Origin of the sequence: Stenotrophomonas sp. PD6, assembly GCF_049199305.1 — a bacterium.
GTDB lineage: Bacteria > Pseudomonadota > Gammaproteobacteria > Xanthomonadales > Xanthomonadaceae > Stenotrophomonas.
In genome coordinates this window covers 14,846-37,821 of the sequence record NZ_JBLZQD010000021.1, presented here as the reverse complement: position 1 = coordinate 37,821, position 22,976 = coordinate 14,846, and the positions used below count along the sequence as shown (strand labels likewise).

General features: G+C 67.7%; 18 protein-coding genes and 1 other RNA gene. 10 read left to right on the top strand and 9 right to left on the bottom strand.

What is annotated here, in order from left to right:
* Positions 1–72: 72 nt before the first annotated feature.
* The 3 genes from dnaK to hrcA all read right to left on the bottom strand — a co-directional run bounded on the left by dnaK (position 73) and on the right by hrcA (position 3,828).
* Positions 73–2,007, bottom strand: coding sequence for a molecular chaperone DnaK (dnaK, locus tag ACOZHM_RS19495; RefSeq protein WP_421570964.1), 1,935 nt, complete (start codon positions 2,005–2,007; stop codon positions 73–75).
* Between the two features lie 158 nt (positions 2,008–2,165).
* Positions 2,166–2,678, bottom strand: coding sequence for a nucleotide exchange factor GrpE (grpE, locus tag ACOZHM_RS19490; protein WP_421570963.1), 513 nt, complete (start codon positions 2,676–2,678; stop codon positions 2,166–2,168).
* Between the two features lie 82 nt (positions 2,679–2,760).
* On the bottom strand, positions 2,761–3,828 hold the full coding sequence (gene hrcA / locus ACOZHM_RS19485; protein ID WP_421570962.1) for a heat-inducible transcriptional repressor HrcA: 1,068 nt from the start codon (positions 3,826–3,828) through the stop codon (positions 2,761–2,763).
* A 153-nt stretch (positions 3,829–3,981) separates the two neighbouring features.
* Here hrcA and recN point away from each other — a divergent pair, with 153 nt between their 5' ends.
* Positions 3,982–5,646 (top strand): DNA repair protein RecN, encoded by a 1,665-nt coding sequence (recN, locus tag ACOZHM_RS19480; protein WP_421570961.1) that lies wholly within the window; start codon positions 3,982–3,984, stop codon positions 5,644–5,646.
* Positions 5,647–5,689: 43 nt separating this feature from the next.
* On the opposite strand, the gene ACOZHM_RS19475 is transcribed toward recN, so the two are convergent.
* Positions 5,690–6,607, bottom strand: a complete 918-nt coding sequence (locus tag ACOZHM_RS19475; RefSeq protein ID WP_421570960.1) for a LysR family transcriptional regulator — start codon at positions 6,605–6,607, stop codon at positions 5,690–5,692.
* Between the two features lie 94 nt (positions 6,608–6,701).
* On the opposite strand from ACOZHM_RS19475, the gene ACOZHM_RS19470 reads away from it, so the two are divergent.
* Positions 6,702–7,931 (top strand): SGNH/GDSL hydrolase family protein, encoded by a 1,230-nt coding sequence (locus ACOZHM_RS19470; protein WP_421570959.1) that lies wholly within the window; start codon positions 6,702–6,704, stop codon positions 7,929–7,931.
* A gap of 78 nt (positions 7,932–8,009) precedes the next feature.
* Here the strand turns inward: ACOZHM_RS19470 and fur are convergent, their stop codons facing one another.
* Entirely contained in the window at positions 8,010–8,426 is a 417-nt protein-coding gene (gene fur / locus ACOZHM_RS19465; protein WP_014646807.1) for a ferric iron uptake transcriptional regulator, read from the bottom strand.
* Positions 8,427–8,530: 104 nt separating this feature from the next.
* On the opposite strand from fur, the gene ACOZHM_RS19460 reads away from it, so the two are divergent.
* Positions 8,531–8,926 carry an outer membrane protein assembly factor BamE gene (locus tag ACOZHM_RS19460; protein ID WP_421570958.1) on the top strand — a complete coding sequence of 132 codons (396 nt, stop codon included), beginning with the start codon at positions 8,531–8,533 and terminating at the stop codon, positions 8,924–8,926.
* Between the two features lie 99 nt (positions 8,927–9,025).
* On the opposite strand, the gene ACOZHM_RS19455 is transcribed toward ACOZHM_RS19460, so the two are convergent.
* A complete protein-coding gene (locus ACOZHM_RS19455; RefSeq protein WP_421570957.1) occupies positions 9,026–9,283 on the bottom strand; it encodes an RnfH family protein in 258 nt (85 codons plus the stop codon).
* 3 nt (positions 9,284–9,286) lie between these two features.
* Complete coding sequence (locus ACOZHM_RS19450; protein ID WP_421570956.1) at positions 9,287–9,715, bottom strand: type II toxin-antitoxin system RatA family toxin; 429 nt, start codon at positions 9,713–9,715, stop codon at positions 9,287–9,289.
* A gap of 56 nt (positions 9,716–9,771) precedes the next feature.
* Here ACOZHM_RS19450 and smpB point away from each other — a divergent pair, with 56 nt between their 5' ends.
* The gene (gene smpB, locus ACOZHM_RS19445) at positions 9,772–10,275 is read left to right on the top strand and encodes an SsrA-binding protein SmpB (RefSeq protein WP_421570955.1); all 504 of its coding nucleotides are present in this window, start codon (positions 9,772–9,774) and stop codon (positions 10,273–10,275) included.
* Between the two features lie 61 nt (positions 10,276–10,336).
* Here the strand turns inward: smpB and ACOZHM_RS19440 are convergent, their stop codons facing one another.
* Entirely contained in the window at positions 10,337–11,554 is a 1,218-nt protein-coding gene (locus tag ACOZHM_RS19440; protein ID WP_421570954.1) for a hypothetical protein, read from the bottom strand.
* A 217-nt stretch (positions 11,555–11,771) separates the two neighbouring features.
* Between ACOZHM_RS19440 and ACOZHM_RS19435 the strand changes: the two genes are divergently transcribed.
* The 4 genes from ACOZHM_RS19435 to ACOZHM_RS19420 all read left to right on the top strand — a co-directional run bounded on the left by ACOZHM_RS19435 (position 11,772) and on the right by ACOZHM_RS19420 (position 13,688).
* Entirely contained in the window at positions 11,772–12,128 is a 357-nt protein-coding gene (locus ACOZHM_RS19435) for a hypothetical protein (protein WP_421570953.1), read from the top strand.
* A gap of 112 nt (positions 12,129–12,240) precedes the next feature.
* Positions 12,241–12,633, top strand: a transfer-messenger RNA (tmRNA) gene (ssrA, locus tag ACOZHM_RS19430).
* A 135-nt stretch (positions 12,634–12,768) separates the two neighbouring features.
* The gene (locus ACOZHM_RS19425; RefSeq protein WP_421570952.1) at positions 12,769–13,113 is read left to right on the top strand and encodes a DMT family transporter; all 345 of its coding nucleotides are present in this window, start codon (positions 12,769–12,771) and stop codon (positions 13,111–13,113) included.
* Positions 13,110–13,688: a TetR family transcriptional regulator gene (locus ACOZHM_RS19420; protein ID WP_421570951.1), complete on the top strand. Its 579-nt coding sequence runs from the start codon at positions 13,110–13,112 to the stop codon at positions 13,686–13,688. The genes ACOZHM_RS19425 and ACOZHM_RS19420 overlap by 4 nt, the downstream gene beginning before the upstream one ends.
* A gap of 15 nt (positions 13,689–13,703) precedes the next feature.
* Here the strand turns inward: ACOZHM_RS19420 and ACOZHM_RS19415 are convergent, their stop codons facing one another.
* A complete protein-coding gene (locus ACOZHM_RS19415) occupies positions 13,704–14,015 on the bottom strand; it encodes a hypothetical protein (protein ID WP_421570950.1) in 312 nt (103 codons plus the stop codon).
* 251 nt (positions 14,016–14,266) lie between these two features.
* Here ACOZHM_RS19415 and ACOZHM_RS19410 point away from each other — a divergent pair, with 251 nt between their 5' ends.
* Positions 14,267–22,105 carry a deaminase domain-containing protein gene (locus ACOZHM_RS19410; RefSeq protein WP_421570949.1) on the top strand — a complete coding sequence of 2,613 codons (7,839 nt, stop codon included), beginning with the start codon at positions 14,267–14,269 and terminating at the stop codon, positions 22,103–22,105.
* A gap of 75 nt (positions 22,106–22,180) precedes the next feature.
* Positions 22,181–22,906 carry a hypothetical protein gene (locus ACOZHM_RS19405; RefSeq protein ID WP_421570948.1) on the top strand — a complete coding sequence of 242 codons (726 nt, stop codon included), beginning with the start codon at positions 22,181–22,183 and terminating at the stop codon, positions 22,904–22,906.
* The last annotated feature ends 70 nt before the right edge of the window (positions 22,907–22,976 follow it).

The following is a 22,976-nucleotide window of genomic DNA, read 5'->3' as shown; positions in this document are numbered from 1 at the left end:
GGTACGGCGGTCAGGACCCGGTGGAAACGACAACGGGACGTTGCCTGCGCAACGTCCCGCGTCATGTCCGGATCAGGACTTCTTGTCGTCCTTGACCTCGGTGAACTCGGCGTCGACCACATCGTCGTTCGCGCCGCTGTTGTTGCCGGCACCGGCATCGGCACCCGGGGCGGCACCGCCCTGCTCGGCCGCGGCCGAGGCGGCGAACAGCGACTGGCCAGCCTCTTCCAGCACCTTCGACTTGGCTTCGATCTGCGCCTTGTCGTCGCCCTTCATCGCGGTTTCCAGGTCGGCCAGGGCCGATTCCACGTTGCCGATCACGTCGCCACCGACCTTGCTGCCGTGTTCCTTGATCGCGGTACGGGTACCGTGGATCAGCGCGTCAGCCTGGTTGCGGGCCTGGACCAGCTCGTGGAACTTCTTGTCTTCTTCGCGGTTGGCTTCCGCGTCGGCGACCATGCGTGCGATCTCGTCCTCGGACAGACCCGAACCGGCCTTGATCTCGACCTTCTGTTCCTTGTTGGTCTTCTTGTCCTTGGCCGACACGTGCAGGATGCCGTTGGCATCGATGTCGAAGGACACTTCCACCTGCGGCAGGCCGCGCGGGGCCGGCTCGATGCCGGAGAGGTCGAACTTGGCCAGCGACTTGTTGTAGCGGGCCTGTTCGCGCTCACCCTGCAGCACGTGCACGGTCACGGCCGACTGGTTGTCCTCGGCGGTGGAGAACACCTGCGAGGCCTTGGTCGGGATGGTGGTGTTCTTTTCGATGATCTTGGTGAACACGCCGCCCATGGTTTCGATACCCAGCGACAGCGGGGTCACGTCCAGCAGCAGCACGTCCTTGACGTCGCCGCCCAGCACGCCGCCCTGGATCGCCGCGCCCAGTGCCACGGCCTCGTCGGGGTTGACGTCCTTGCGCGGTTCCTTGCCGAAGAACTCGGTGACCGCCTGCTGCACCTTCGGCATGCGGGTCTGGCCGCCGACCAGGATCACTTCGCTGATGTCGCTCGAACGCAGGCCGGCATCGTTCAGCGCGATGCGGCACGGCTCGATCGACTTCTTGATCAGTTCTTCCACCAGCGCTTCCAGCTTGGCGCGGGTCAGCTTGATGTTCAGGTGCTTCGGACCCGAGGCGTCGGCGGTGACGTACGGCAGGTTCACTTCGGTCTGCTGGCTGGTGGACAGCTCGATCTTGGCGCGCTCGGCGGCGTCCTTCAGACGCTGCAGGGCCAGCGGATCCTTGCGCAGGTCGATGCCCTGGTCCTTGTTGAACTCGTCCACCAGGTATTCGATGACGCGGTTGTCGAAGTCTTCGCCGCCCAGGAAGGTGTCGCCGTTGGTGGCCAGCACTTCGAACTGCTTCTCACCGTCGACGTTGGCGATTTCGATGATCGAGACGTCGAAGGTGCCGCCGCCCAGGTCGTACACGACGATCTTGCGGTCCTTGCCGTCACCCTTGTCCAGGCCATAGGCCAGGGCAGCCGCGGTCGGCTCGTTGATGATGCGCTTGACTTCCAGACCGGCGATGCGGCCGGCGTCCTTGGTCGCCTGGCGCTGGCTGTCGTTGAAGTAAGCCGGCACCGTGATCACGGCTTCGGTCACGGTCTCGCCCAGGTAGGCTTCGGCCGTCTTCTTCATCTTTTCCAGCACGCGCGCGGAGATTTCCTGCGGCGCCATCTTCTTGGCATCGCTGGTCTGGACCCAGGCGTCGCCGTTGTCGTGGGCCAGGATGCCGTAAGGCACGTGCGCGATGTCCTTCTGGACTTCAGCGTCGGTGAACTTGCGGCCGATCAGGCGCTTGACGGCGTAGAAGGTGTTCTTCGGGTTGGTGACGGCTTGGCGCTTGGCCGAGGCACCCACCAGCACTTCGCCGTCCTTGGTGTAGGCGACGATGGAAGGCGTGGTGCGGTCGCCCTCCGCATTCTCGATGACGCGGGCCTTGCCGCCGTCCATGATCGCCACGCACGAGTTGGTGGTGCCGAGGTCGATACCAATGATCTTGCCCATGGGGGAGACTCCTGAAAAGTTGGGAACATCCGGCAGTTGCCGGGTTATGAATGGGATGTGTGGGACGCTGCGAACACTTTCAAGCCATCCCTGATGTAGAGCCGGGCTCTGCCCGGCTGTATTGTTCATTCAGCCGGGCAGAGCCCGGCTCCACGCACCTAATCGCGGGCGACCACGACCAGCGCGGGGCGCAGCAGGCGGTCGTTGAGCTGGTAGCCCTTCTGGAACACCTGGACCACGCTGCCGGGCGCCGCGCCGGGCGCGTCGACCTGGCTGATGGCCTGGTGGTGTTCCGGGTTGAACGGCTGGCCGGTCGGATCCAGCAGGATCAGGCCGTTGTCGGCGGCGACCTTGAGCAACTGCTTGTAGGTCAGCTCCAGGCCTTCGCGCAGCGGGCTGGGCTCGGCGCCGGCGGCATTCAGGCCGGCGTCCAGGCTGTCGAAGACCGGCAGCAGCTCGCCCAGCAGCTTCTCATTGGCGAAGCGGCGCGCCTGTTCGACGTCGCGGGCCACGCGCTTGCGCTGGTTGTCCAGGTCGGCGCGCTCGCGCAGCGACTCGGACCGGAGCAGGGCCAGCTCGTTGTGCAGGGCGTCGAGCTGCTGCTGCAGGGTTTCACCCGCGGCGTCGGCGGCCGGGGTCTGGGATGCGATATCAGGCTGATCTTGGTTCATTTCCGGATCCTTGGCGGTGACTCTCCGCCTCCACCCACCCCTATGTGGGCGTCCGGACCCGATTCAAGAGCCGGAGACGCGTTTAGGCCCGATCCCGGGACAATCCGCCTCCGGCCGGCGCATCCAGCGCTGCCCCCAGCACCTGCGCGGTGGCTTCCACCAGCGGGATCATGCGGTCGTAGGCCATCCGCTTGGGCCCGATCACGCCCAGCACGCCCAGCACCTGGCCACCGGCCGAGTACGGCGCGGTGACCAGCGAGACGTTCTCCAGCGGCATCACCCCGGTCTCCTCGCCGATGAAGATGCGCACGCCCGGCGCCTGGATGGTGCGCTCCAGCAGCTGCAGGATCTCGCGCTTGCTGGCGAACACGTCGAACAGCTCCCGCAGGCGGTCCAGGTCGGACAGGTCCTGCACCCCCATGAGCCGGGTCTGGCCGGCCAGCACCATGTCGTCGGCCGGCGGCGCCATCGCCTGCTCGGCCAGCTCCACGCTATGGGCCAGCAGTTGCTCCATTTCCGAACGCGCCTCGCGCAGCTCCACCAGCAGCCGCGAGCGGATCTCGGCCAGCGGGCGGCCGGCGCAGTGCGCGTTGAGGTAGTTGGCCACCTGCTCCAGTTCGGCCGGCTCCCAGCTGCGGCGGGGCTCGATCACCCGGTTCTGCACCTCGTTGTCGGCGAACACCAGGATGGCCAGCACCCGGCGCGCATCCAGCGCCACGAAATCGATGTGGCGGAAGGCGAACTGCTCGCGGCGCGGGGCGCCGACCACGCCGACGAAATGACTCATGGCCGACAGCAGCTCCGAGGCACTGCCCAGCAGCGCCTGGGTGCCGGCACCGCTGGAGAGCTCGCTGCGCAGCCGGCTCAGCTCGCCCTCGCCGGGCGGCTGCATCTTGACCAGGCTGTCCACGAACACCCGGTAGCCGTGCGCGGTCGGCACCCGGCCGGCCGAGACATGCGCCGAGCTGAGCAGCCCCAGGTCCTCCAGGTCGCCCAGGATGTTGCGGATGGTGGCCGGGCTGACGTCCAGCCCGGCCAGCCGCGCCAGGGTCTGCGAGCCGACCGGCTCGCCGTCCTGGATGTGGCGCGCGATCAGCGTCCGCAGCAGGTGGCGGGCACGGGGGGCAAGGTGGGTCGCGGAGGGATGCATGGAATCAGCCTGTGAGACGCCACATTAGATAATGGCTGGGCCGGGCGTTGGCAAGTGAGCCCGCCAGGCCGATCGGCAGCCGCCGATCAGTGAATGCCGATTGGAGCCGCCCGCCGCGCATGCTAGCGTTGCGCGGCTCGAGAACCGAAGACCATGCTTAGACATCTATCGATCAAGGATTTTGCCGTCGTCCGCGCTACCGAACTGGAATTCGGCGCGGGCATGACCGTGGTTTCAGGCGAGACCGGCGCCGGCAAGTCGCTGATGGTCGACGCGCTGGGGTTCCTGTCCGGCCTGCGCGCCGACAGCGGCGTGGTCCGCCACGGCGCGGCGCGCGCCGAACTGTCGGCCGAGTTCGCGCCCGCCGACGATGCCCCCGCGCGGCGCTGGCTGCGCGACAACGAACTGGACGACGACGACCAGTGCCAGCTGCGCCGCATCATCCGTGCCGACGGCGGCTCGCGCGCCTTCATCAACGGCCGCCCGGTGACGCTGTCGCAGCTGACCGAGCTGGCCGCCATGCTGGTCGAGATTCATGGCCAGCACGAGCAGCAGGCCCTGCTGTCGCGCCCCTCCCAGCTGTCGCTGCTGGATGCCTTCGCCCGCAACGATGCCGAGCGCGCCCAGGTGCGCCAGACCGCGGCACGCTGGCAGGCGCTGGTCGATGAAGCCGAGGCGCTGTCGCGCCAGGGCGACGTCAGCGACCGGATCGGCTACCTGGAACACCAGCTCGGCGAGCTCACCCGCGAAGACCTGGACCCGGCCTCGATCGCCACCCTGGGCAGCAGCCACCGCCGCCAGGCCCACGCCAGCGCGCTGATCAGCGCCTGCGACGTGGCCGTCGGCCGGCTCAATGGCGACGATGAGGTCTCGGTACTGCAGCTGCTGCAGCAGACCCGCCACGACCTGAGCCGGGTGGCGGAGCACGACAGCCGCCTGGGCGAGGTCGACGCCCTGCTCGACAGCGCCGCCATCCAGCTGGACGAGGCGCTGGCCCTGCTCGACCGCATCCACGACGACCTGGATGCCGACCCGGAGCAGTTCGAGGACATCGAGCGCCGGCTGGGTCGCCTGCACGATCTCGCCCGCAAGCACCGCGTGCCGATGGAAGGCCTGGCCGAGCACCGCGACGCGATGGATGCCGAAGTGGAACAGCTGCGCGGCGCGGATGCGCGCCTGCAGGCCCTGGCGGGCGAGATCGACCGCGCCGCCGGCCAGTGGAAGACCGTGGCCGAGGTGCTCAGCGCCAGCCGCCGCACCGCCGCGAAGGCGCTGTCGGACACCACCACCACCCTGATCGGCGAGCTCGGCATGGGCGGCGGGCAGTTCCTGATCGACATCGAGCCGCAGGCCGTGTCCAAGCCGGACCCGAACGGCGCCGAGCGGGTGGAGTTCCTGGTGGCGGCCAATGCCGGCCAGCCGCCGCGCGCCCTGCGCAAGGTAGCCTCCGGCGGCGAACTGTCGCGCATCTCGCTGGCCATCGAGGTCGCCGCACTGGGCCTGGATGCGGTGCCGACCATGGTGTTCGACGAGGTCGATTCCGGCATCGGCGGCGCCGTGGCCGACATCGTCGGCCAGAAACTGCGCGCACTGGGCGAGAAGCGCCAGGTGCTGTGCGTCACCCATCTGCCGCAGGTGGCGTCCAAGGGCCACGCGCATTACCGGGTCAGCAAGGCCCCGGTGGAGGGCATGACCCAGAGCGCGGTGGAGAAGCTGGATGCCAAGGCCCGCGAAGAAGAACTCGCGCGCATGCTCGGCGGCGTGGAAGTCAGCAAGGAAGCCCGCGCGGCGGCGCGCAAACTTTTGCAGGAAACCTGACGCGCGTACGTACCCACCCACGGTGGGTACCTACCGTGGGTGGTCACCCCAACGGCCTGCCCAGGTCCACGTTTTCCACCAGGAAATCCAGGAAGGCGCGCACCCGCAACGGCAGGTGCCCGCCCTGTCCCACGAACACGGCGTGCACGTCTTCCAGGTCGCCTGGGTTGGCGTGCTCCAGCACCGGAAGCAGCCGGCCGGCGGCGACATCGGCCTGCACCTGGAACGCCGCCAGCCGCGCAACTCCGACGCCGCCCAGCACCAGCCGCCGCAACGCCTCGCCATCGCTTGCGCGTGCATTGCCACCGGTCGGCACCCTCTGCACCTGCCCCTGTTCGCGCACTGGCCAGCCCATCTGCGCACGTGCGTGGCCGATATCCAGACGGTTGTGCGCCATCAGCGCAGCCGCGTCTTCCGGCAAACCATGCCGGGCCGCATATGCAGGCGCCGCCACGATCATCATCCGCGTGGCACCCAGCCGGCGCGCCACCAGGCTGGAGCTCTTCAACGGCCCGGCACGCACCGCCACGTCGGTGCGCTGCTCCAGCAGATCGATCACTTCGTCGGTCAGCACCAGGTCCACGTCCACCTGCGGGTGGCGCGCCAGGAACAGCGGCAGCAACGGCAACAGGAAGTGGTGGCCGAACGGCACATTGGCGTTCACCCGCAGCCGCCCGCGCGGGTCGGCATGGGCGCTGGCGCAGCGTTCGGCCTCGTCCAGGTCGGCCAGCACCTGCAGGCCGCGTTCGTAGAACACGCAGCCCTCCGGGGTGAGCTGCAACTGGCGGGTCGAGCGCTGCAGCAGCCGCGTGCCGAGCCGCTGTTCCAGCCGTGCCACCAGCTTGCTGACCGCCGAGGGGCTCATGTCCAGCGCGCGCGCCGCCGCCGAGAAGCTGCCGGCCTCGATCACACGCACGAAGATTTCCAGCTGGCCGGAGCGGTTGATGTCGGGCGCGGGCATTGGGGAATCCAGTTCACAGATGATTGTCCGTAGGCAGTCTAGTTCACAGATGAGCGGCCGCGCACGATGGCGATCCCTTCCACGGGAGACCCCCATGAACCGATTCGCCGGCCTCGCCACCGCCGCCCTGCTCACCCTTTCCGCCGCAGCGCCAGCCACTGCCGGCACTGCCCCGCCCCTGCACTGGGTCGCCAGCTGGCAAGCCAGCCCGCAGCCGGTGTGGGGGGCGGATTTCCTGTTTCCTGCGGGGATACCCACGGCGCTGAACGACCAGACGTTTCGCCAGACCGCCCGGATCAGCCTGGGCGGGCCGCGCCTGCGGGTGCGATTGAGCAATGCCTACGGCACCACGCCAGTGCGGGTCGGCGCCGCCAGCGTGGCCGGCAGCGCTGGCGCCGTTCCGGTGGCGCTGTCCTTCGACGGCCAGCCGGGCACGCTCATCGCGCCCGGCCAGGAGCGCCTGAGCGACCCGCTGCACCTGCCCACCCGCGACCTGCAGGCCGTGCAGGTCGACGTCTACGTTCCCGGCCCCACCCCGCTGCAGACCTTCCACTGGGATGGGCGGCAGACCAGCGCGATCGCCCCGGGCGACCAGACCACCCGCGCCGCGCTGCGCGACGGCACCGCCACCACCGCGCGGCTGTTCCTGACCGGGATCGACGTGGAGGCACCTGCCACGTCCCGGACCGTGGTGGTGATCGGCGACTCCATCACCGACGGCGCCACCGCCAGCCTCGACCGCGACCAGCGCTGGACCGACCACCTGGCCGCCCGCCTGGCGCCGCAGGGCATCGCGGTCGTCAATGCCGGCATTTCCGGCGGACGGCTGCTGCGTGACGGAATGGGCGAATCCGCCCTGGCGCGCTTCCAGCGCGACGTGCTGGATCAGCCTGGCGTGGCCAGCGTGGTGGTGCTGGTGGGCATCAATGACATCAGCTGGCCGGGCACGGCCTTCGCCCGCAACCAGCCGCGACCGACCCTCGCGCAGCTCCAGGCCGGCTATGGGGCACTGATCGCCCGGGCGCATGCCCGGGGCGTACGGGTCATCGGCGCCACCCTGACCCCGTTCGCCGGTGCCCTGCCCGGCACGCCGCTGGACGACTACTACCGCCCGGACAAGGACGCGCTGCGCCACCAGCTCAATACCTGGCTGCGCGAGGAGGCCCCGTTCGATGACGTGATCGATCTCGACGCCGCCCTGCGCGATCCGGCCGACCCGGCCCGGCTGGCGGCCGCCTTCGACTCGGGGGATCACCTGCACCCGGGCGATGCCGGCAACCGGGCGATGGCCGAGGCGGTGGACCTGGCGGTGTTCGGGGAATGAAAAACCCGGGCTTGGCCCGGGTTTTCGTAGCAGCAGCGTCCTGACCAACGGTCAGGACCTACCGTAACGGCTCCGCCGTTATTTGCGCTTTTTGCGCACGTAGAGCACCAGCGAGTGCTCTTCCAGCTCGTAGCCGTGGTCGGCGGCGATCTTGCGCTGCAGCTCTTCGATCTCGTGGCTTTCAAACTCGATGATCTTGCCCGAGTCCACGTCCACCATATGGTCGTGATGGCCGCCGCGGTCCAGCTCGTAAACGGCCTGGCCGCCTTCGAAGTTGTGCTTCAGCACCAGGCCCGCAGCCTCGAACTGGGTCAGCACCCGGTATACGGTGGCCAGGCCGATCTCGTCACCGTGCTCCAGGAGCTGGCGGTAGATGTCTTCGGCGGTCATGTGGTGCTGGTGGTGCTGGGCATTGCGCTGCTCAAGCAGGGCAAGGATCCGCATCCGCGGATGGGTCACCTTCAGGCCAACTTTGCGCAGGTCGTGGGTTTCCATAGGTCTCCGTTCATTGGCGATTTAGCGCCAGCTGCCTCGGATTGGGTCGCGGCGACACGTTCGGAGTGTATCATCGACTGGATTTCCCAAAACGCCATTCCCCGATGCGCAATCTCCTGCTGGTCGCCGCCGTTGCCCTGTCCACCACGGGCTGCGGCATCATCTATAAGCAACCCATCTATCAGGGCAACCTGGTCCGGGAGCAGACCGTCGCTCAGCTGCAGGTCGGCCAGAGCAAGCAGCAGGTCAACGCCCTGCTCGGCACACCCTCCATCGACGACCCGTTCCACGCCCAGCGCTGGGATTACACCGCCAGCGAGCGTACCGACCGCCTGGGCCGTACCGAGGTGAAGAACTTCGTGGTCTTCTTCGAGAATGACCAGGTGACCCGTTGGGAAGGCGACTTCTTCCCGAACCGTGACGCCCAGCTTGCCCAGGACACCGTGCGCCAGTTCGGCCGCAACCTGCCCAAGGACAAGAAGAAGCAGCGCGGGCGCTGAGCGGATTCGCTTACCGCCCGGCGATTCATTGACCGGGCGCGTGGCGACGCGTTCATCAACACCCTGCGTCAGGGCTACGGGGCGCGGCAGAGCCCGGCACTACCGCGCCTTTGCCCGTCGCCGGCGGTTGTCCTTCGGGTCGGCCAGCAACGGACGCAGCAGCTCCACCCGGTCGCCGTCACGCAATGGCTGGATAGCCTGCGCCAGCACCCCGTGCACCGCCACGGCCGGACACGCCTGCGTGCCTTCGAGCGCGGCCAGGGCCACGGCCTCGCCCACAGTCGCACCGTCCGCCAGCTGCAACCGGCATGACAGCGCGCGGTCGGGCCAGGCCAGCACCACCTCTACCTGGATCACCGCTCAGTCCTGGGTGTCGGCGACACGGACGAAGTCATTCACCATGCGGTCGGCCAGGCCCTGGAAGCCGAGTGCCAGTGCCGGCCCGAGCAGGCGCGAGCTGGGCTCGAACTCCAGGGTGAGGGTCACCTTGCAGGCGTCCTCAGCCAGTGCATGAAACTCCCAGCGACCGTGCAGGCGCTTGAAGGGACCATCGCGCAGCTGCATATCGATGTGATTCGGGCGCTGCAACGTGTTTTCGGTCATGAACCAGGTCGAGAACGACCCCAGGCCCAGGTCCAGCCGCGCGAGCAGCCGGTCCGGACCGGATTCAAGAATCTGCGCGGCCGAGCACCACCGGAAGCGGCGCGGGTAGGCATCAATATCATTGACCAGGTCGAACATGCGGGCAGCCGAATGTTCGACCAGGGCACTACGTCGGATAGTTGGCATGCGATGGCTTGGCTGGCGAATCGACCAAGGAGGCCCGAATCGGAGACAATACGGAAATGAGCAAGAACAGCGGCAAGGATAAAGCAAAGAGCGCGACGGCCAACAAAACCATCGCGCTCAACAAGCGTGCCCGGTACGAATACTCCCTCGAGGACCGGTTCGAGGCCGGCCTGGCCCTGCAGGGCTGGGAGGTCAAGTCGATCCGCGCCGGGCGCGGCAACATCATCGACGCCTACGCCTACGTCAAGGATGGCGAGATCTTCCTGATCGGCGCGCAGATCACTCCGTTGATCCAGGCCTCCACCCACATGGTGGCCAACGACCGTCGCGACCGCAAGCTGCTCCTGCATCGCAACGAGATCGACAAGCTGATCGGCAAGGTGCAGCGCGACGGTTACACGATCGTGCCCACGGCGATGTACTGGAGCAAGAACAAGATCAAGCTCGAGGTCGCGCTGGCCAAGGGCAAGCAGACCCATGACAAGCGCGACGCCGAGAAGGACCGCGACTGGGCCCGCGAGAAGTCGCGCACCATGCGCCGCCACAACCGCGACGCCTGATCCCCATACCGCCGGGCCCTGCCCGGCCGCCGTAGAGCCGGGCTCTGCCCGGCTGTCTGGCTCAAAGACCCACGAACCGCTTCAACCGGGTCAGGTCTTTCTCGTGCACGGTCAGTGCATCCAGGAACAGGTTGGCCACTGCGCGCGCCTGCCGGCGCTCGCTGCTGGCCTCCATCACGCGCCAGGCGGTCTTGACCACCCCGGACGGGAACTGCCCCTCCGGCGCCTCCACCACCCGGTGCACACCGGACGTCAGCCAGCCGGATACCTTCTCGGCCCAGGTGCCGTTCAACCCCGCGAACACCTTGCGGTCGGCGGTTTCCTTGGCCTTACTGGTACTGAACGGCGCGGTGGCGTCCGGCCCCTCGGGCAACGGCACCCACGAATCCGACCGCCCCAGGTGCATGGAACTGGGCGCATAGCCATTGGCGTGCAGGAACGTGCTGCAGCCGAAGCACGACGAGAGCTTGTGGGTTTTTGCACCCAGCGCCAGTTCGAACGGGCGGCCCTTCGGGAAATCGCAGCGCACCTCGGCCACCGCCCAGATCATGCCGTGGCAATAGCCACATACCTGCCCCTGCCCGTCCCAGCGGCTGATCAGCTCGGTCGGCTCGATCGAACCGGCCTGCTTGGGTGACTGCCGGGCCGTGCCGGCGCGGCGTGGATCGTCGTAGCCGATCAGCCCGTGGCAGGCCACCTGCCGGTTCCAGCGCCCGCCCTCGGCGGCATAGGGAATCAGCCGGCGCACCGAGCTGATCACCTTCGGCAGCACATTGTCGGCGGCGTCGACAATGCCGTAGTAGGCGCCGAACTCCTCATCAATGCCGGCGAAGGTGCCGGGCACCTTGGGCGCGTCCGGGCGCATCAGCTCATGGGTATCGAGCAGTGTGCGGATATGGCTGGCCACCTTCGGCGACCACTCGATCGGCTGGCGGGCCTGGTCCGACGCCTGCTGGCTCAGCGGCCGCGCCGTCGCCGCGATGGCCACCTGCGACACCCGCCCGTCGTCGTACTGCGGGCTGCGTCCGGCCTCGATCCGCGGCGCCTCGACGCCGGTCAGGTCCTGCAGCCGGCCCAGCACCTGCTGCAGTTCCTTGACGTGGGTCGCGGTGACCGCGGGGTCGCCCGACTCCAGGTCCCACCGCAGCACCACCCCGTCCTGCAGCGCATCGCGCAGCAGGCCCAGGAACACGCAGCCGAAGATCACGTCCGATTCCAGCTGCGCCTGTCGCGCGTCCACCTCACCCAGGCCCAGGGGCCGTCCATCGATGATGCCCATGCTCGTTCTCCGCCAGTGGAAGGAGCGGCGGCGGCGCCTGCTTAGGGGGTGCACGCGCCGCCACCGCATCGCGCTGCCGAAGGCAACCACGACAGGCCCAGCATCGGCTCGGGCGGCGGACAGGGTTTGGCCGCAGGTTGCGTCGGCTTGTCGAAGATTCCCGCCGCAGGCCTACAAGTGTCAGAATCCCCGCCTATTACTCAGTCTGGAGCGTTGCGTGACACAGGAAATCCCCCAGGAGACGGTCGTAACCGCCGATCCGATCGCCGAGCTCCAGGCCGATGTCGCCGCATACGAGTCGATCTTCGGCGAGCTGGCCCGCGCGATGGACCCGGCCGCCCTGCTCAAGGTGCTGACCTACCTGCTGCGCAACGCCAAGCGTGAGGCGTCGGAGAGCCAGACCTACGACTCGCTCGAGCACCGCCGCCTGGTCGCCCGGGTCGAGGCATTGATGGCCCGGGTCCAGCCCGAAGCCCGCAAACAGGCCATGACCCAGCGCAACGAGAAGAACCACGAGCGCAAGGTCCGGGCCAAGCACCAGGCCGACAGCAAGCGCCAGCGCGAAGGCAGGTAAGCCGATTGAGGGCCGGCGCCACGATTCAGGTGACTGTTCAGCTGAATTGGAGTAGGATCGGCCCCGTCAAGTAGCGTCTGGTCGCAGACGGCTTGCAGTTCTTGAAGAAACCGGGGGTGCATTGGTTTCGACGGGGGTTGTGAAGTTACTTGGTGCATGCCGAGGGGGCAGCTTTCCTCGTAAATCCAGCAGCAAACTTTTAGTTGCCAACGACGACAACTACGCTCCGGTCGCTCTCGCAGCCTAACAGCTGTTTGAGTTACCTTCTGCCAACTTAGGCGGAGCCCCGAACCCACTTGTGTCCGTGCTCGTCGGTGTAGGGTCATTATCATGGAATCGGTTGTGATGGCTGCCCGTCAGTCGCGACCTAACCTAAAGCGGGCTGGTCCTGGGGTGCGCTTTGCACACCGTGCTGCCACAGGGCGAGATTCAACGGTGAGCTAAGCATGTAGTACCGGGGATGGAGTGCCTTCGGACGGCGGTTCAATTCCGCCCACCTCCACCAATGACGGGCCCGCAAGGGTCCGAAGAAGCCTGGGAATCCTCGTAGAGGGTTCCTGGGCTTTTTGCTTTTTCAGGCGCCATTCACCGCAACGCACCTTAACATACCGTCCGGTCGGTATTTAAAGAAAGCGCATACATGTCCCCCTTGCTCACGGCATACCTCTTCCTGTCCGGCGCCATCGTCTCCGAAGTCACCGCGACGATGCTGCTGCAGAAGACGGAGCAGTTCACCCGGCTGGCGCCCACGGTCACGATGGCCCTGCTCTATGGGCTGTCGTTTTATCTGCTCAGCCACGCGCTGAAAACCCTGCCGCTGGGCATCGCCTATGCCCTGTGGGGCGGCGTCGGGATCGTGTTGACCCTTATCGTCAGTGTGACGGTCTTCAAGCAGACGCTGGACTGGCAGGCCATCGCCGGCGTGGGGCTGATCGTTGCGGGCGTGGTCATGATCAACGCGTTTTCGAAGGCGGCAGCGCATTGAACGCCGACCTCAAACGCCGCAAGCAGCCGGCCATCGTACGCGCGGCGCTGCTGGACGCCGTGGTCCAGGAAGCGGTGCTGGGCGGCCTGGCCAGCGTCACGGTGCTCGGCGTCGCGGCACGCGCGAGCGTGAGCAAGGGCGCGTTGTTCCACCACTTCCCCACGCGCCAGGCATTGCTGGAAGCGGCGTATGCGGAATGCCTGCTGCGCTTCGACAGTGAACTGGATGCGTGCATGGCGCGCGATCCGGTCGAGGCGGGCAGATTCACCCGGGCCTACGTGATCGTCACTTTCGAGGCGATGACGTCCGGGGCGATGACCTCCGATGACCGCCGTTGGGCCACCTTTTCGTTGACCGCGCTGGTCGAGCCTGCGTTTGCCCAGCTGTGGCGAGACTGGCTTGCCAAGCGGTTGGAAAGCGTTCCGTCGGAACGCGTGGACCCCCGGTACCGGGCGGCGCGCTTGGCCGCCGATGGGTTCTGGCTTCAGATGCTCAGCGAGCCCGCGGCGCAGAGCGCGCCAACAGTGAATGACGCCCTGCTCGCCTGCATCCTGACCCTCACGCGCGCAGCGTAGGTGGCGGTTGCGCCCTCAGGGCAGCGTGAACTTGCGCGCCATGCGGGTCGGCCATACCGAGGTGAACTGCGCGCCGCCGACCAGCCGGTAGGCGGCCGATACGCTGTGCAGCACGCCCAACCGTTCCAGCACGTCCTTGGCGCGGCGGAAGGCCGGGCGCGGGTCGGCAGTGAACATGAAGAGGTTGATCTCCTTCGCACTGACGTCGTAACCGTCCAGCGTCGCCGCACTGCCCATCGCCGTTTTCAGCTCGGCCTCCAGCGTGGCCAGGAAGGCCTCGTCGTCGAGCGACTTTCTCCAGAACTTGATGACAAGCTGGTAATCCATGGGAGGGACCCGCCGTACGGCAGTGGGGGACAGGCCAGATTACGCTAGAGATAGGCACGTTCGATACAACGATTCCGATCCCGACAGCGCGGCCTATGCGAGGCGGCGTTTCGTTCAGCGGCGGAGATCCGTGTGGCGCAAGGCCTGCCGTCTCACCGCGCGCGGCCTCGACGACGACAGCGCAGCGGACCTGAGCGCGGGCGGGGATGCATTGCGTAGCCTCTGCGCCCCCTCCCCCACGGCTCCGCAACATGCCCAGCACGACGCCTGCATCCTCCTTCCTCGGCGCGCCGGCAACGCCGTCGTCGCACGCGCCCTCCCCGCTCGGCACCGAAGCCGACAGCGGGCTGCGCAGTGTGCACAACGGCGGGCCGTCGTCGCTGCAGCAGTTTCGCTTCGAACGTGCAGCGCGCGTTGCTCGGCAACCCACCTCCCAGCTTGCGCTGGTCAGCGTGCCGCGCGATGCACTGGCCTCGTTGAGCAACGCGCTGAACGCCGCCACCATCGATACCGCGCTGCTGGACGCGCTGATCCGCGGCGGCGTTGCGGATACCGAAATGGGCCGGGCCATGGCCGAGGAACTGGCGAAGCGCTGTGCGCTTCCGACCGTCACAGATACCGAAGAGCAGGCGAGCTGGCGCAGCGTGTTGTGTTGTGCGCTGTCGCTCCCGGCGCCGGCGTGGACAGTGGAGTGCGTAGCCGAGCGCGCCCGACTGGGCGCGGCCGCAGCGCAGGCCGACCCGGTACTGCAACGCCTCCGCGACGCGCTGTACCGCCCCGTCGATGTCAGCCGCACGGAATGGGAGGCACGGCTCGACGCGCGGCGCAAGGACGCACCCGGCGCGGACAGCCGCGACCTTGCGCTGGCGCACCAGCGTGCGCAGTTGCCCCGCAGCACGACGGCGGAGCGGCATGCATGGGTGAAAGGGCAGCTGCGCGAACTGGCCCCGTCCGCCTCGCCGGAAACAATGCAACGCGCGATGCGGCTGATCCGCCGGCACGAACAGCGCGATGGTGGTCTGCTGGATATGCGTGCGGGCCTGCCCGCCGTGTTCGATGCTTCGTGTGGCGACCCGAAAAATGCGCAGGATCCCGCCTCCATCGCGGCCATCCACGCGCAGCTCCAGCGCCTGGCTTCACCTCACCACGATGCAACCTCCACGGCGCAAGGCGTGCATATGCCGTTGCTGGTCCATGCCCTCGCCGAGCAGCTGTTGCAGGTCGCCCGTCAAGCTCAGCTGGACAGAGCACCAGCGCTGACCCCACTGGGTCGCTACGACAGCGTGTCGCGCGCGCTGGTGAGCCTGCTCAGCAGCCCGTGGCAGCTGAACCAGTTGGCAGGCGCGGCATGGGATACCACATTCGCGGCGACCGTCGCCGCACGTGAACTGGGCAGTACCCGCCTGCCCTCCCCCGAACGCGTAGCGGAAGCAGCCGACGCATTCGGTCGTGCAGACGCATGGATGCGCCCGGCGTCGGCAGCACTGTGCACACCCCTGCCCGGAGAGCGCAACAGCGGCATGGATACGCAGGCGGCCACGACGCGCGCCCTGCTTGGCAGGCCGCCCGCCAGCACGGCACTGGCAGTTCCCGGGCAGTGCCGTGAGGCGACCTGGAGGGTGGCCGGGCTGCGTCGGCTACAGACGCGCGGCATCGGCGCATTCCTCGGGCTTCAGCACCGCGGCGGCGACGCGGCGGACACTGTACGTCCTACCGACGCATCGCCGCCTGCAGCGGCATCTGCAGACGAGCGCATCGCGACGACGGCCGAAACCTGGACGACGACGCGTGCCCGGGCGGGCGCATTGACCGAACCGGGCCGGCCGACCTTGAACCAGGCCCAGACCCCGCACATGACCTACGGCGCTTCGGCGCAGTTCATGGTGCCGATGCAGGGCTACCTGCCACTGAACGTCCTCGTGCCGCTGCTGGACGGCATTCCGCGCACGGCCTGGTGGAATGCGTTCGACTGGCAGACGCCGCGCACCTTGCCTGGGCTGCGCGTGGCCGTGGAGGATCTGTTCGCGCACGCGAACATTGCCCTGGATCAGCGCGCGCCGTCGTTCGAGGTATTGGAAGGATTCTTCGCCTCCGCGCCCGTCCTGCATTGGTTCGATGTCATCCGTGAGCTCCCCGCCGCCGAAGGCGCCCGGCGCAATCTTGCACGTGGTGGTGAAGACATCCGCGTGTATGCCTTCACCCTCATGCTGCAGCATCTGCTGCGGCGCACCCGCAGCACGGGGACGGAAGAGGATCGCGCTGCGATGCATCTGCTCTCACGGATCGCCACGCAGTGTGTAGGATATCTGCAAGGGTTGGACGGCACGCCCGCCGACGCCTTCGTGGGCGCGTTCGAGCCGATCGTTGCACGCAGCCAGACTGCCGCGAGCAGCAGCGCTGCCCCCCTGACCGAGGCGATGCTGCTGGACCACGCGGCGCGCCTGCGCGATGCCCAAGGCGTGCCGCTTGCACTCAAGCCCGACCAGCCTTACGTGCGCGCCTGGCTGGTCCAGGGCGAACCTCCCGTCCTCGATCCGGCCACGTTTGCCAGCCTATCCTCGGCCGATGCGTTGCTGGCCAACATCATGGTGACGCTGCGGCGCAAGCTGGACGACTACCGGTTCGGAAAGCACTGGGCGTGGCGTGAGGCACCGCCCACGCCGCAGGACTGGCGCGACCATCTTGATCGACGCGCCAAGTTGCAGGGGACGCCATGGCAGACGGAGCTTGGCGTGTTGATCCAGCAGGTCGCGGCGTCGCTCCGGCGCTACCACGACCTGCAGGTATCGACCGATGCACCGATCGGTACAGGCGTCAACGATCTGCGGGTACTGACCCGCGCGCTGGTCGAACCGCTGTTGCACCTGTACACGAGCGTCCATCTGCCGATGGACGAGGTGGATCCGCACTATGCGAGCGCCTACCGGACCTGCACGGCCTTCTTTGAGCTCGCCGGTACGATGCTGTCGTCCGATCCCGGTATCGGGCTGGATGCGAACATGGTGATGGGGGGCGCGACGCGGTTGCGTGCCCTGCTGCCGTCAGACACGGCAAACCTGCCCTTGCCGCAGGCGGTGCTGCAGTACCTGCTCGGTCATTCGGATTTTCCTGCCGATGCCGCAGCACTCGATCACGCCACCCTGCTCCTGCATCGCGGCGAGCGCAGCAGGCAGCTGATCGGTCGATTGCTGGAGGTCGACAGCGACGCCGTCGGTCCCGACCTGGCCCGACGCTTCTTCCGCCTGCTGGCAAACGCAGACGAGGCAGGCACGCTCGGCGACTGGCGCGCGGAACTGCTGCGGGGCTCCGACTGGCAGGTGTCCCCCGCCGAATGGCTGACCCTGCAGCCGCCCGACGCCCTTGCGAGCGCGTGGCATACCCCGACCATGGCCAACCCGCGCGAGGGCCTGGTGCGCTGGATACATGCGGCGATGGACTCAACGTGGCGCGCGCGCAACGCAACGGACCTTCCGGCACACTGGACGCGGATCATCGACGGGCCGCACGCGCTGGACGAATGGCTCGCCAGCGACGTGGGTGAACAGGCGCTTAGGGATGTACTGCGTACCATCGTTCCGGGTGGCCTGCCGGTGTCCCGTCTCGATCAGCAGGCACCCCTGTCCACGCCCACCCGCATCGCGGTGTTGGCAGCGGCAGTAGAGGCCCAGCTGCAGCAACTGCCGCGAGGGATCGCGACCAACAACGAGCTCGACGGCGCGCCCGCGCTGTCACTGGCCATCGAGCTGTCGGCGCTGTATCCCGCGTTGGACGCTGCCGAGGCGCTGGCCTTCGCTACAGCGCTGCTGGACGCCGACGGGCGTGCGGTCCCGACGGCCCGCGCCCCGCTGCAGTTCCCGGTGTTATCGAACCTCACGGAACCTTCGCCCATCTCCTTCCCCACTGCGCTCCAACTGGACGCACCGGATGCGTTGTTGGAACGGTTCGGCTTCGCATTGCTGCAGCCGGACCCCGGCAGCGCCGAGGGATCTGCGCTGCGGGCATCGGAGCAATGGGAGCTGATGAGCCGCACCCGCCAGTTCGCCAACTACTGCCGCCCCCTGCTGGCGCAGCTCGGCTGGTACGGCGGCGGCACCGACCAGGCCGCCTCGCCGCGCGGCGCACAGGCACTGCTGGCCCGCCTGATGCTGGAGCAGTACATCGGAATGACGCACATCGAGGCGATGCGCGAACGGCTGGCCTCTCCGGCCAGCCTCGAAGAGACCTATGTGGCGCTGGCCGGCCGCATCAGGACACTGATTGCCGAACGCCAGCCGCATGCCTCTGCCGCGGCACACGACCTGCTGTACTGGATGCTGGTGCGCGAACTGCAGCAGCCGACACTGCTGGTGGAAGGCATCCCCGAATGGCTGTACTACGGCCGCTCGTTGCAGGCCGCCGCGTTCCACCATGGCGCGACCCTGTTGGACGCACTGCAGCCCGGCGCCACCGAGCGCGCGCATTTCGACGACGTCTGCGCGCTGCCGTCGCAACTTGCACGACCACCTCATCATGCGGGTGATCTGGATGACCTGCACGACGCCTGGGCCAAGGCCATGCTGCCGTCCGCCGTGTTGTATGCCACCGCAGAGGAGGTGATCGAGCCGACGCGTACCGATGTGGTCAGCGCGGAACAGGCACGCACCGCGCTGGACCATCTGCAGGCCCGGCAGCGCCTGCATGCGCTGCACGTGGCGCAGCTGGATACGCGACCGCCGCAGCGCATGGAGATTGCCGCGCACACGCTGACCACGGCCGATGTCGACCCGAAGTACTGGGCGCAACGCCCCGACGAACTGCCCGAAGGCTACCTGGTGGAACATGGCATCGCCCCCTCGGAGGAGATTGAACGCGAGGTCGCGATCGAGTCGTCGCAGACCGCCTTCTTCCATCCCTTCCCGGTGGCCGCCCATGTCACCGCCTATGACAGCCTGCAGGCACTGCTGGTGTCCGATGCCTACGGCGTGGTGGGTGCACCAACGACCGCCACCCTGTTCGAGCGCACGTTCACGCTGTATCAGCAGCGCCTCGAAGGCGGTCTCGCCAGCATCATCGGCATGCTGCTGGAGGAATTGCCGGCGCAGGATCGCCAGGTGCTGATGCACGCCACCTGCGTTCCCCTGCGCGTACAGCACGCCGGCCGCGACGCCGACCGGGGCATCGTGCTGCGCTGTATCGCGACGGATGCCGGTCTGCCCGACGCGCATTTCGAAGTGTTTCCCAGCGCCGGTGTGATTCGCCGCCTGCGCAGCGGTGAGCACGGCGAGATGATCGAACTCGACGGGTTCGTGAGCGGCCAGCTTACCCGCCAACAGGATCCCGGGCGCTGGCGCGCCCTGCCCGACGTGACTCTTGTGCCCTCGGAGATTGCCGTGCAGGGGGACGGTCCGGACAAGCTGGACCTGATTGCCAAGGCCGCCGCCAACCACCTGTGGCAGCCGTTCCTGGAACGCACGAAGCAGGCCGCGCTGGCGCGCAGGACCGGCCTGGAACACCTGCACGAGGAAGACCGGCGGCTGCGCCTGGCGCTGCTGGAGTTTGCCGTGCCGTTCTTCCGCTGCGTCGAGGAAATCGTCCACCAGGACAGCAGCGGGGCAGCGCTCGACTGTACGCTCGACGCCGGGTTCGCCCTGCTGCCCTTCGGCGGCTTCGTGGCCAGTACCGTGCGCGTGCTGGACAGCGCCGGCGTGCGCAGCATCCATGCCCTGTGCGAGGAGGCCGGCAGCGCACTGCTCAAACTCGCGGCGGGCCTTGCAGAACAGAGTGGCGTGTTCGCACTGCGGGACGTCGCCAGAGCGACGTTCTGGATGGGAAGCACGGCGTTCAACAGCGCACTGGATGCCGCCGCGTGGTTGCGTCGGGTCCTGCGTGGCGGCACGTTGCTGGACAACGCTGCCATGACCACCGAGTACGTGCTGGCTGCAGGGAAGACCGACGCCGCAACATGGCACGCGCTCACTGAAGCAACACCCTCCCTGGGTCTGGCCCGGCTGGCAGACGGCAGCATCCATCCGGTCAGCGCCGACGGGCTGCAGTGGTACCCCTGGGATGCGGTCGCCAAGGTCCCCTTCGGCCCGGCGTTGCCCCACCTCGAATGGCATGGCGACCACCTGCCCCAGGCCTTCCCGGTACACGCAACCGAAGATGGACGGGAGATCAACCTGGGCAGCACCGACGATGCCGTGTTCACCCGGCGCAGTCCCACCCAGTGGGAGGTCGTCGTCCATGGTGTGACGTATCGGCTGGATGCCGCGGATCCGTGGCTGCGACGCCACCCGCACGAACCGCTTCCCCACGAAACGGGCACGCTGGAACCGGTCGGCACCTGCCGCACAAAACGCGGCCTGGAACCTGCCGCGTGCTCGACCGGACTGCGCCTGCGCTTCGTTCCCGATACGCTGACCAAACTGGGTGCAGCTCCCACCCTCACCGAGCTGGGCGGGCACGCGCTGTCCCGTCGCGAATACATGCTGGTTCCGCAGTACGTGGTCGCGCCGGACGGCACCCGCACCGAAGTGCGGCTGATGGTTCACGAGGGCAAGGTCCAGAAGTGGATCGTGCAGGCCACCCGGCGCAACCCGGCCGTGAACACGCTGGTTCCGCTGTCGGCGTGGGAATCGAACGCACTGGGCGTACCGCAGGCCGTGGAGTACCCACAGCAGCTTTCCGCCACCCTCTCGCGCGACCCCACGCTGGGTCTGCCGGATACGGTGGACGCGGCCGAGCGCGATGCGCTCTACCGGCAGATGCCGGTGATCCTGGTCGGGCCGCTGGTGGCCACCGTGGCGGACGGCCGGCGCCTGCGCGGCGTGGTGATCGACGGTCACGTCTACCTGGAACCGGACACGGGCGTGTTCTACCGCGCCCCGCTGCCGGCCGAAATGACCGGCGGAACCGGGCTGACCTTCACCCGGTTGAGCGAAGCGCCCTGCCCCCCGGTGAGCGGCGGCGACGCGCCGCCCGCGGTGCCCCCGCGTTCGGCGCAGCAGCCCGAAACTGGCGCGCGCGCGCACGACCCGGGCTTCATGGTGATTGCCGACGAGGAGCAACCGGCGCTGCCGGACGTGCATGCGCACACCAGTGATCGCAGCGCGATCAATGCCTACCTGCGTGAGGTGGAGAGATACCGCATGGCACGCCTGTATGGTGCGATGGAGCAGGACCGCGAGAACATCGCGCGACTGGCGTTCGGTCACCTGCAAGCGCACTTCCGCGGCGAATCGCTGGAGCAGTACACCAGCTACGAGGCCTACCGCGATGACTGCCGGGATACGGGCCGAGCGAATGTGTTGATCCGCTATGCCGACGGCGTGCTGTCGGGCGCCAGCTCCCAACGCATCTTCGTGCGGCTGGCGCGCACCCTGATTCCGGACTGGCGATCGCTGGCCACCGGCACGCGCGAAGAGCGCCAGGGCATCACCGACATCCTCAACCAGTTGCTGCCCGTCGCAGGGAAACAAGCGGATTGGACCCCATTGAGTGCCAACACGTTGCTCTCCAATGGGGCCAGCCGCCAGCTGATGTATCAACTCAATGGGGTCAACCTTGCCTTTGCCGAGGTGATCCTCCGCGACGGTCGGCGCGTGGTGTACTACGCCCTTTCCGATGGCAAAAAGGCTGCACAGGTAACGCTGCGCGACGCCTCGCGGCTGCGCGGTGATATCCGCTACGTGAATGCACGACAGGCCGTACGCGGCAAGCCCAACAAGCCCACGTACACCAGTCTTCCGGTGCTGCGCGATGTGGACGACAACAAACAGGAAATCGTGTTCTTCCGTGGCAAGGACTCCGAGGTGGCGATTGCCGATGCGATTGCCAATGATCCCGACGTCGACGAGACAGAGATCACCTCCTTCCGGCTGTTCTCGCTGCTCAGCATGTGCCCCTCCTGCGGGGGCGTGACGTTGCCGCAGCTGTTCGATCGCCTGCCCAACGCCGAAACGTTCTCCATCCGCTACCTGCGCGAGTACCGGGGGACCACCGTCGTGGAACTGCCGCCCCCCGTCGTCGCCGCGCCGCAACCGCCCGCCGAACCCGATCCCGCGTTGCGCACGTACTACCGCCAGTGGCTGCGCGGCCTGCAGGCAGCGTAAGGCCTCGCCCCGGCTGCGCAACGCGACGCAGCCGGGGCCACCGCCGCCCCTTGTACGTGGCACCGCCGCTGCGCCATGCTGGCCACGCTGGCCGCCGCGTGCGCGGCCACCCTGCCCGCGCCCGAGGTGGTCATGGATTTCCTCAAGCTGTTGCGTTCGCTGGAAGAGTTCCTCTACGAGCTCTGCACCTGGTTCCTGTTCTTCCCGCGCACGCTGTACCGGGTGATCGTTCATCCGCGCCGCATGGCGCAGTACGTGAACACCGAACTGAAGGAGAAGGCCGAGCGCCAGTTCGACGATGCGATCAGCCCACCGATGTTCCTGATGCTGGCGGTGCTGGCCGCGCATGGCGTTGAACTGCTGATGCACCAGACCGTGGTCGGCACCAGCGAGCTGTCGCGCACGGTGATGGGCAACGAGGAAAGCCTGCTGCTGTACCGCTCGATCACGTTCGCGATCTGGCCCTTGGTGGCGACCGCACATCTGCTGCGCCGCAAGCGCGTTCCGCTGACCCGCGAATCGCTGCGCCGCCCGTTCTTCATGCAGTGCTACCTCACCGCGCCGTTCGCGGTGGCGCTGTCCACCAGCATGGTGTTCGTGCGCCTGCCCGGCGAACTCTCCACCACGATAGGCATCGCCACCGCGCTGCTGTCTGCCGCCTGGTTCGTGGTGGTGCAGGCCGGTTGGCTGAAGGTGGCGCTGCAGCGCTCGTGGCTCAACACGATTCTGTCCACGCTGTGGGTGCTCGCGCTGGGTGCGGCGATCAACATGACCATTGGCGTATTGCTGCTGGCCAGCTGACCCAACGGCGCCGCTGCCGCCAATCTCCGCATATCCAGGCCCTGCCTTTCCATGGCACCCTCTGCAAACG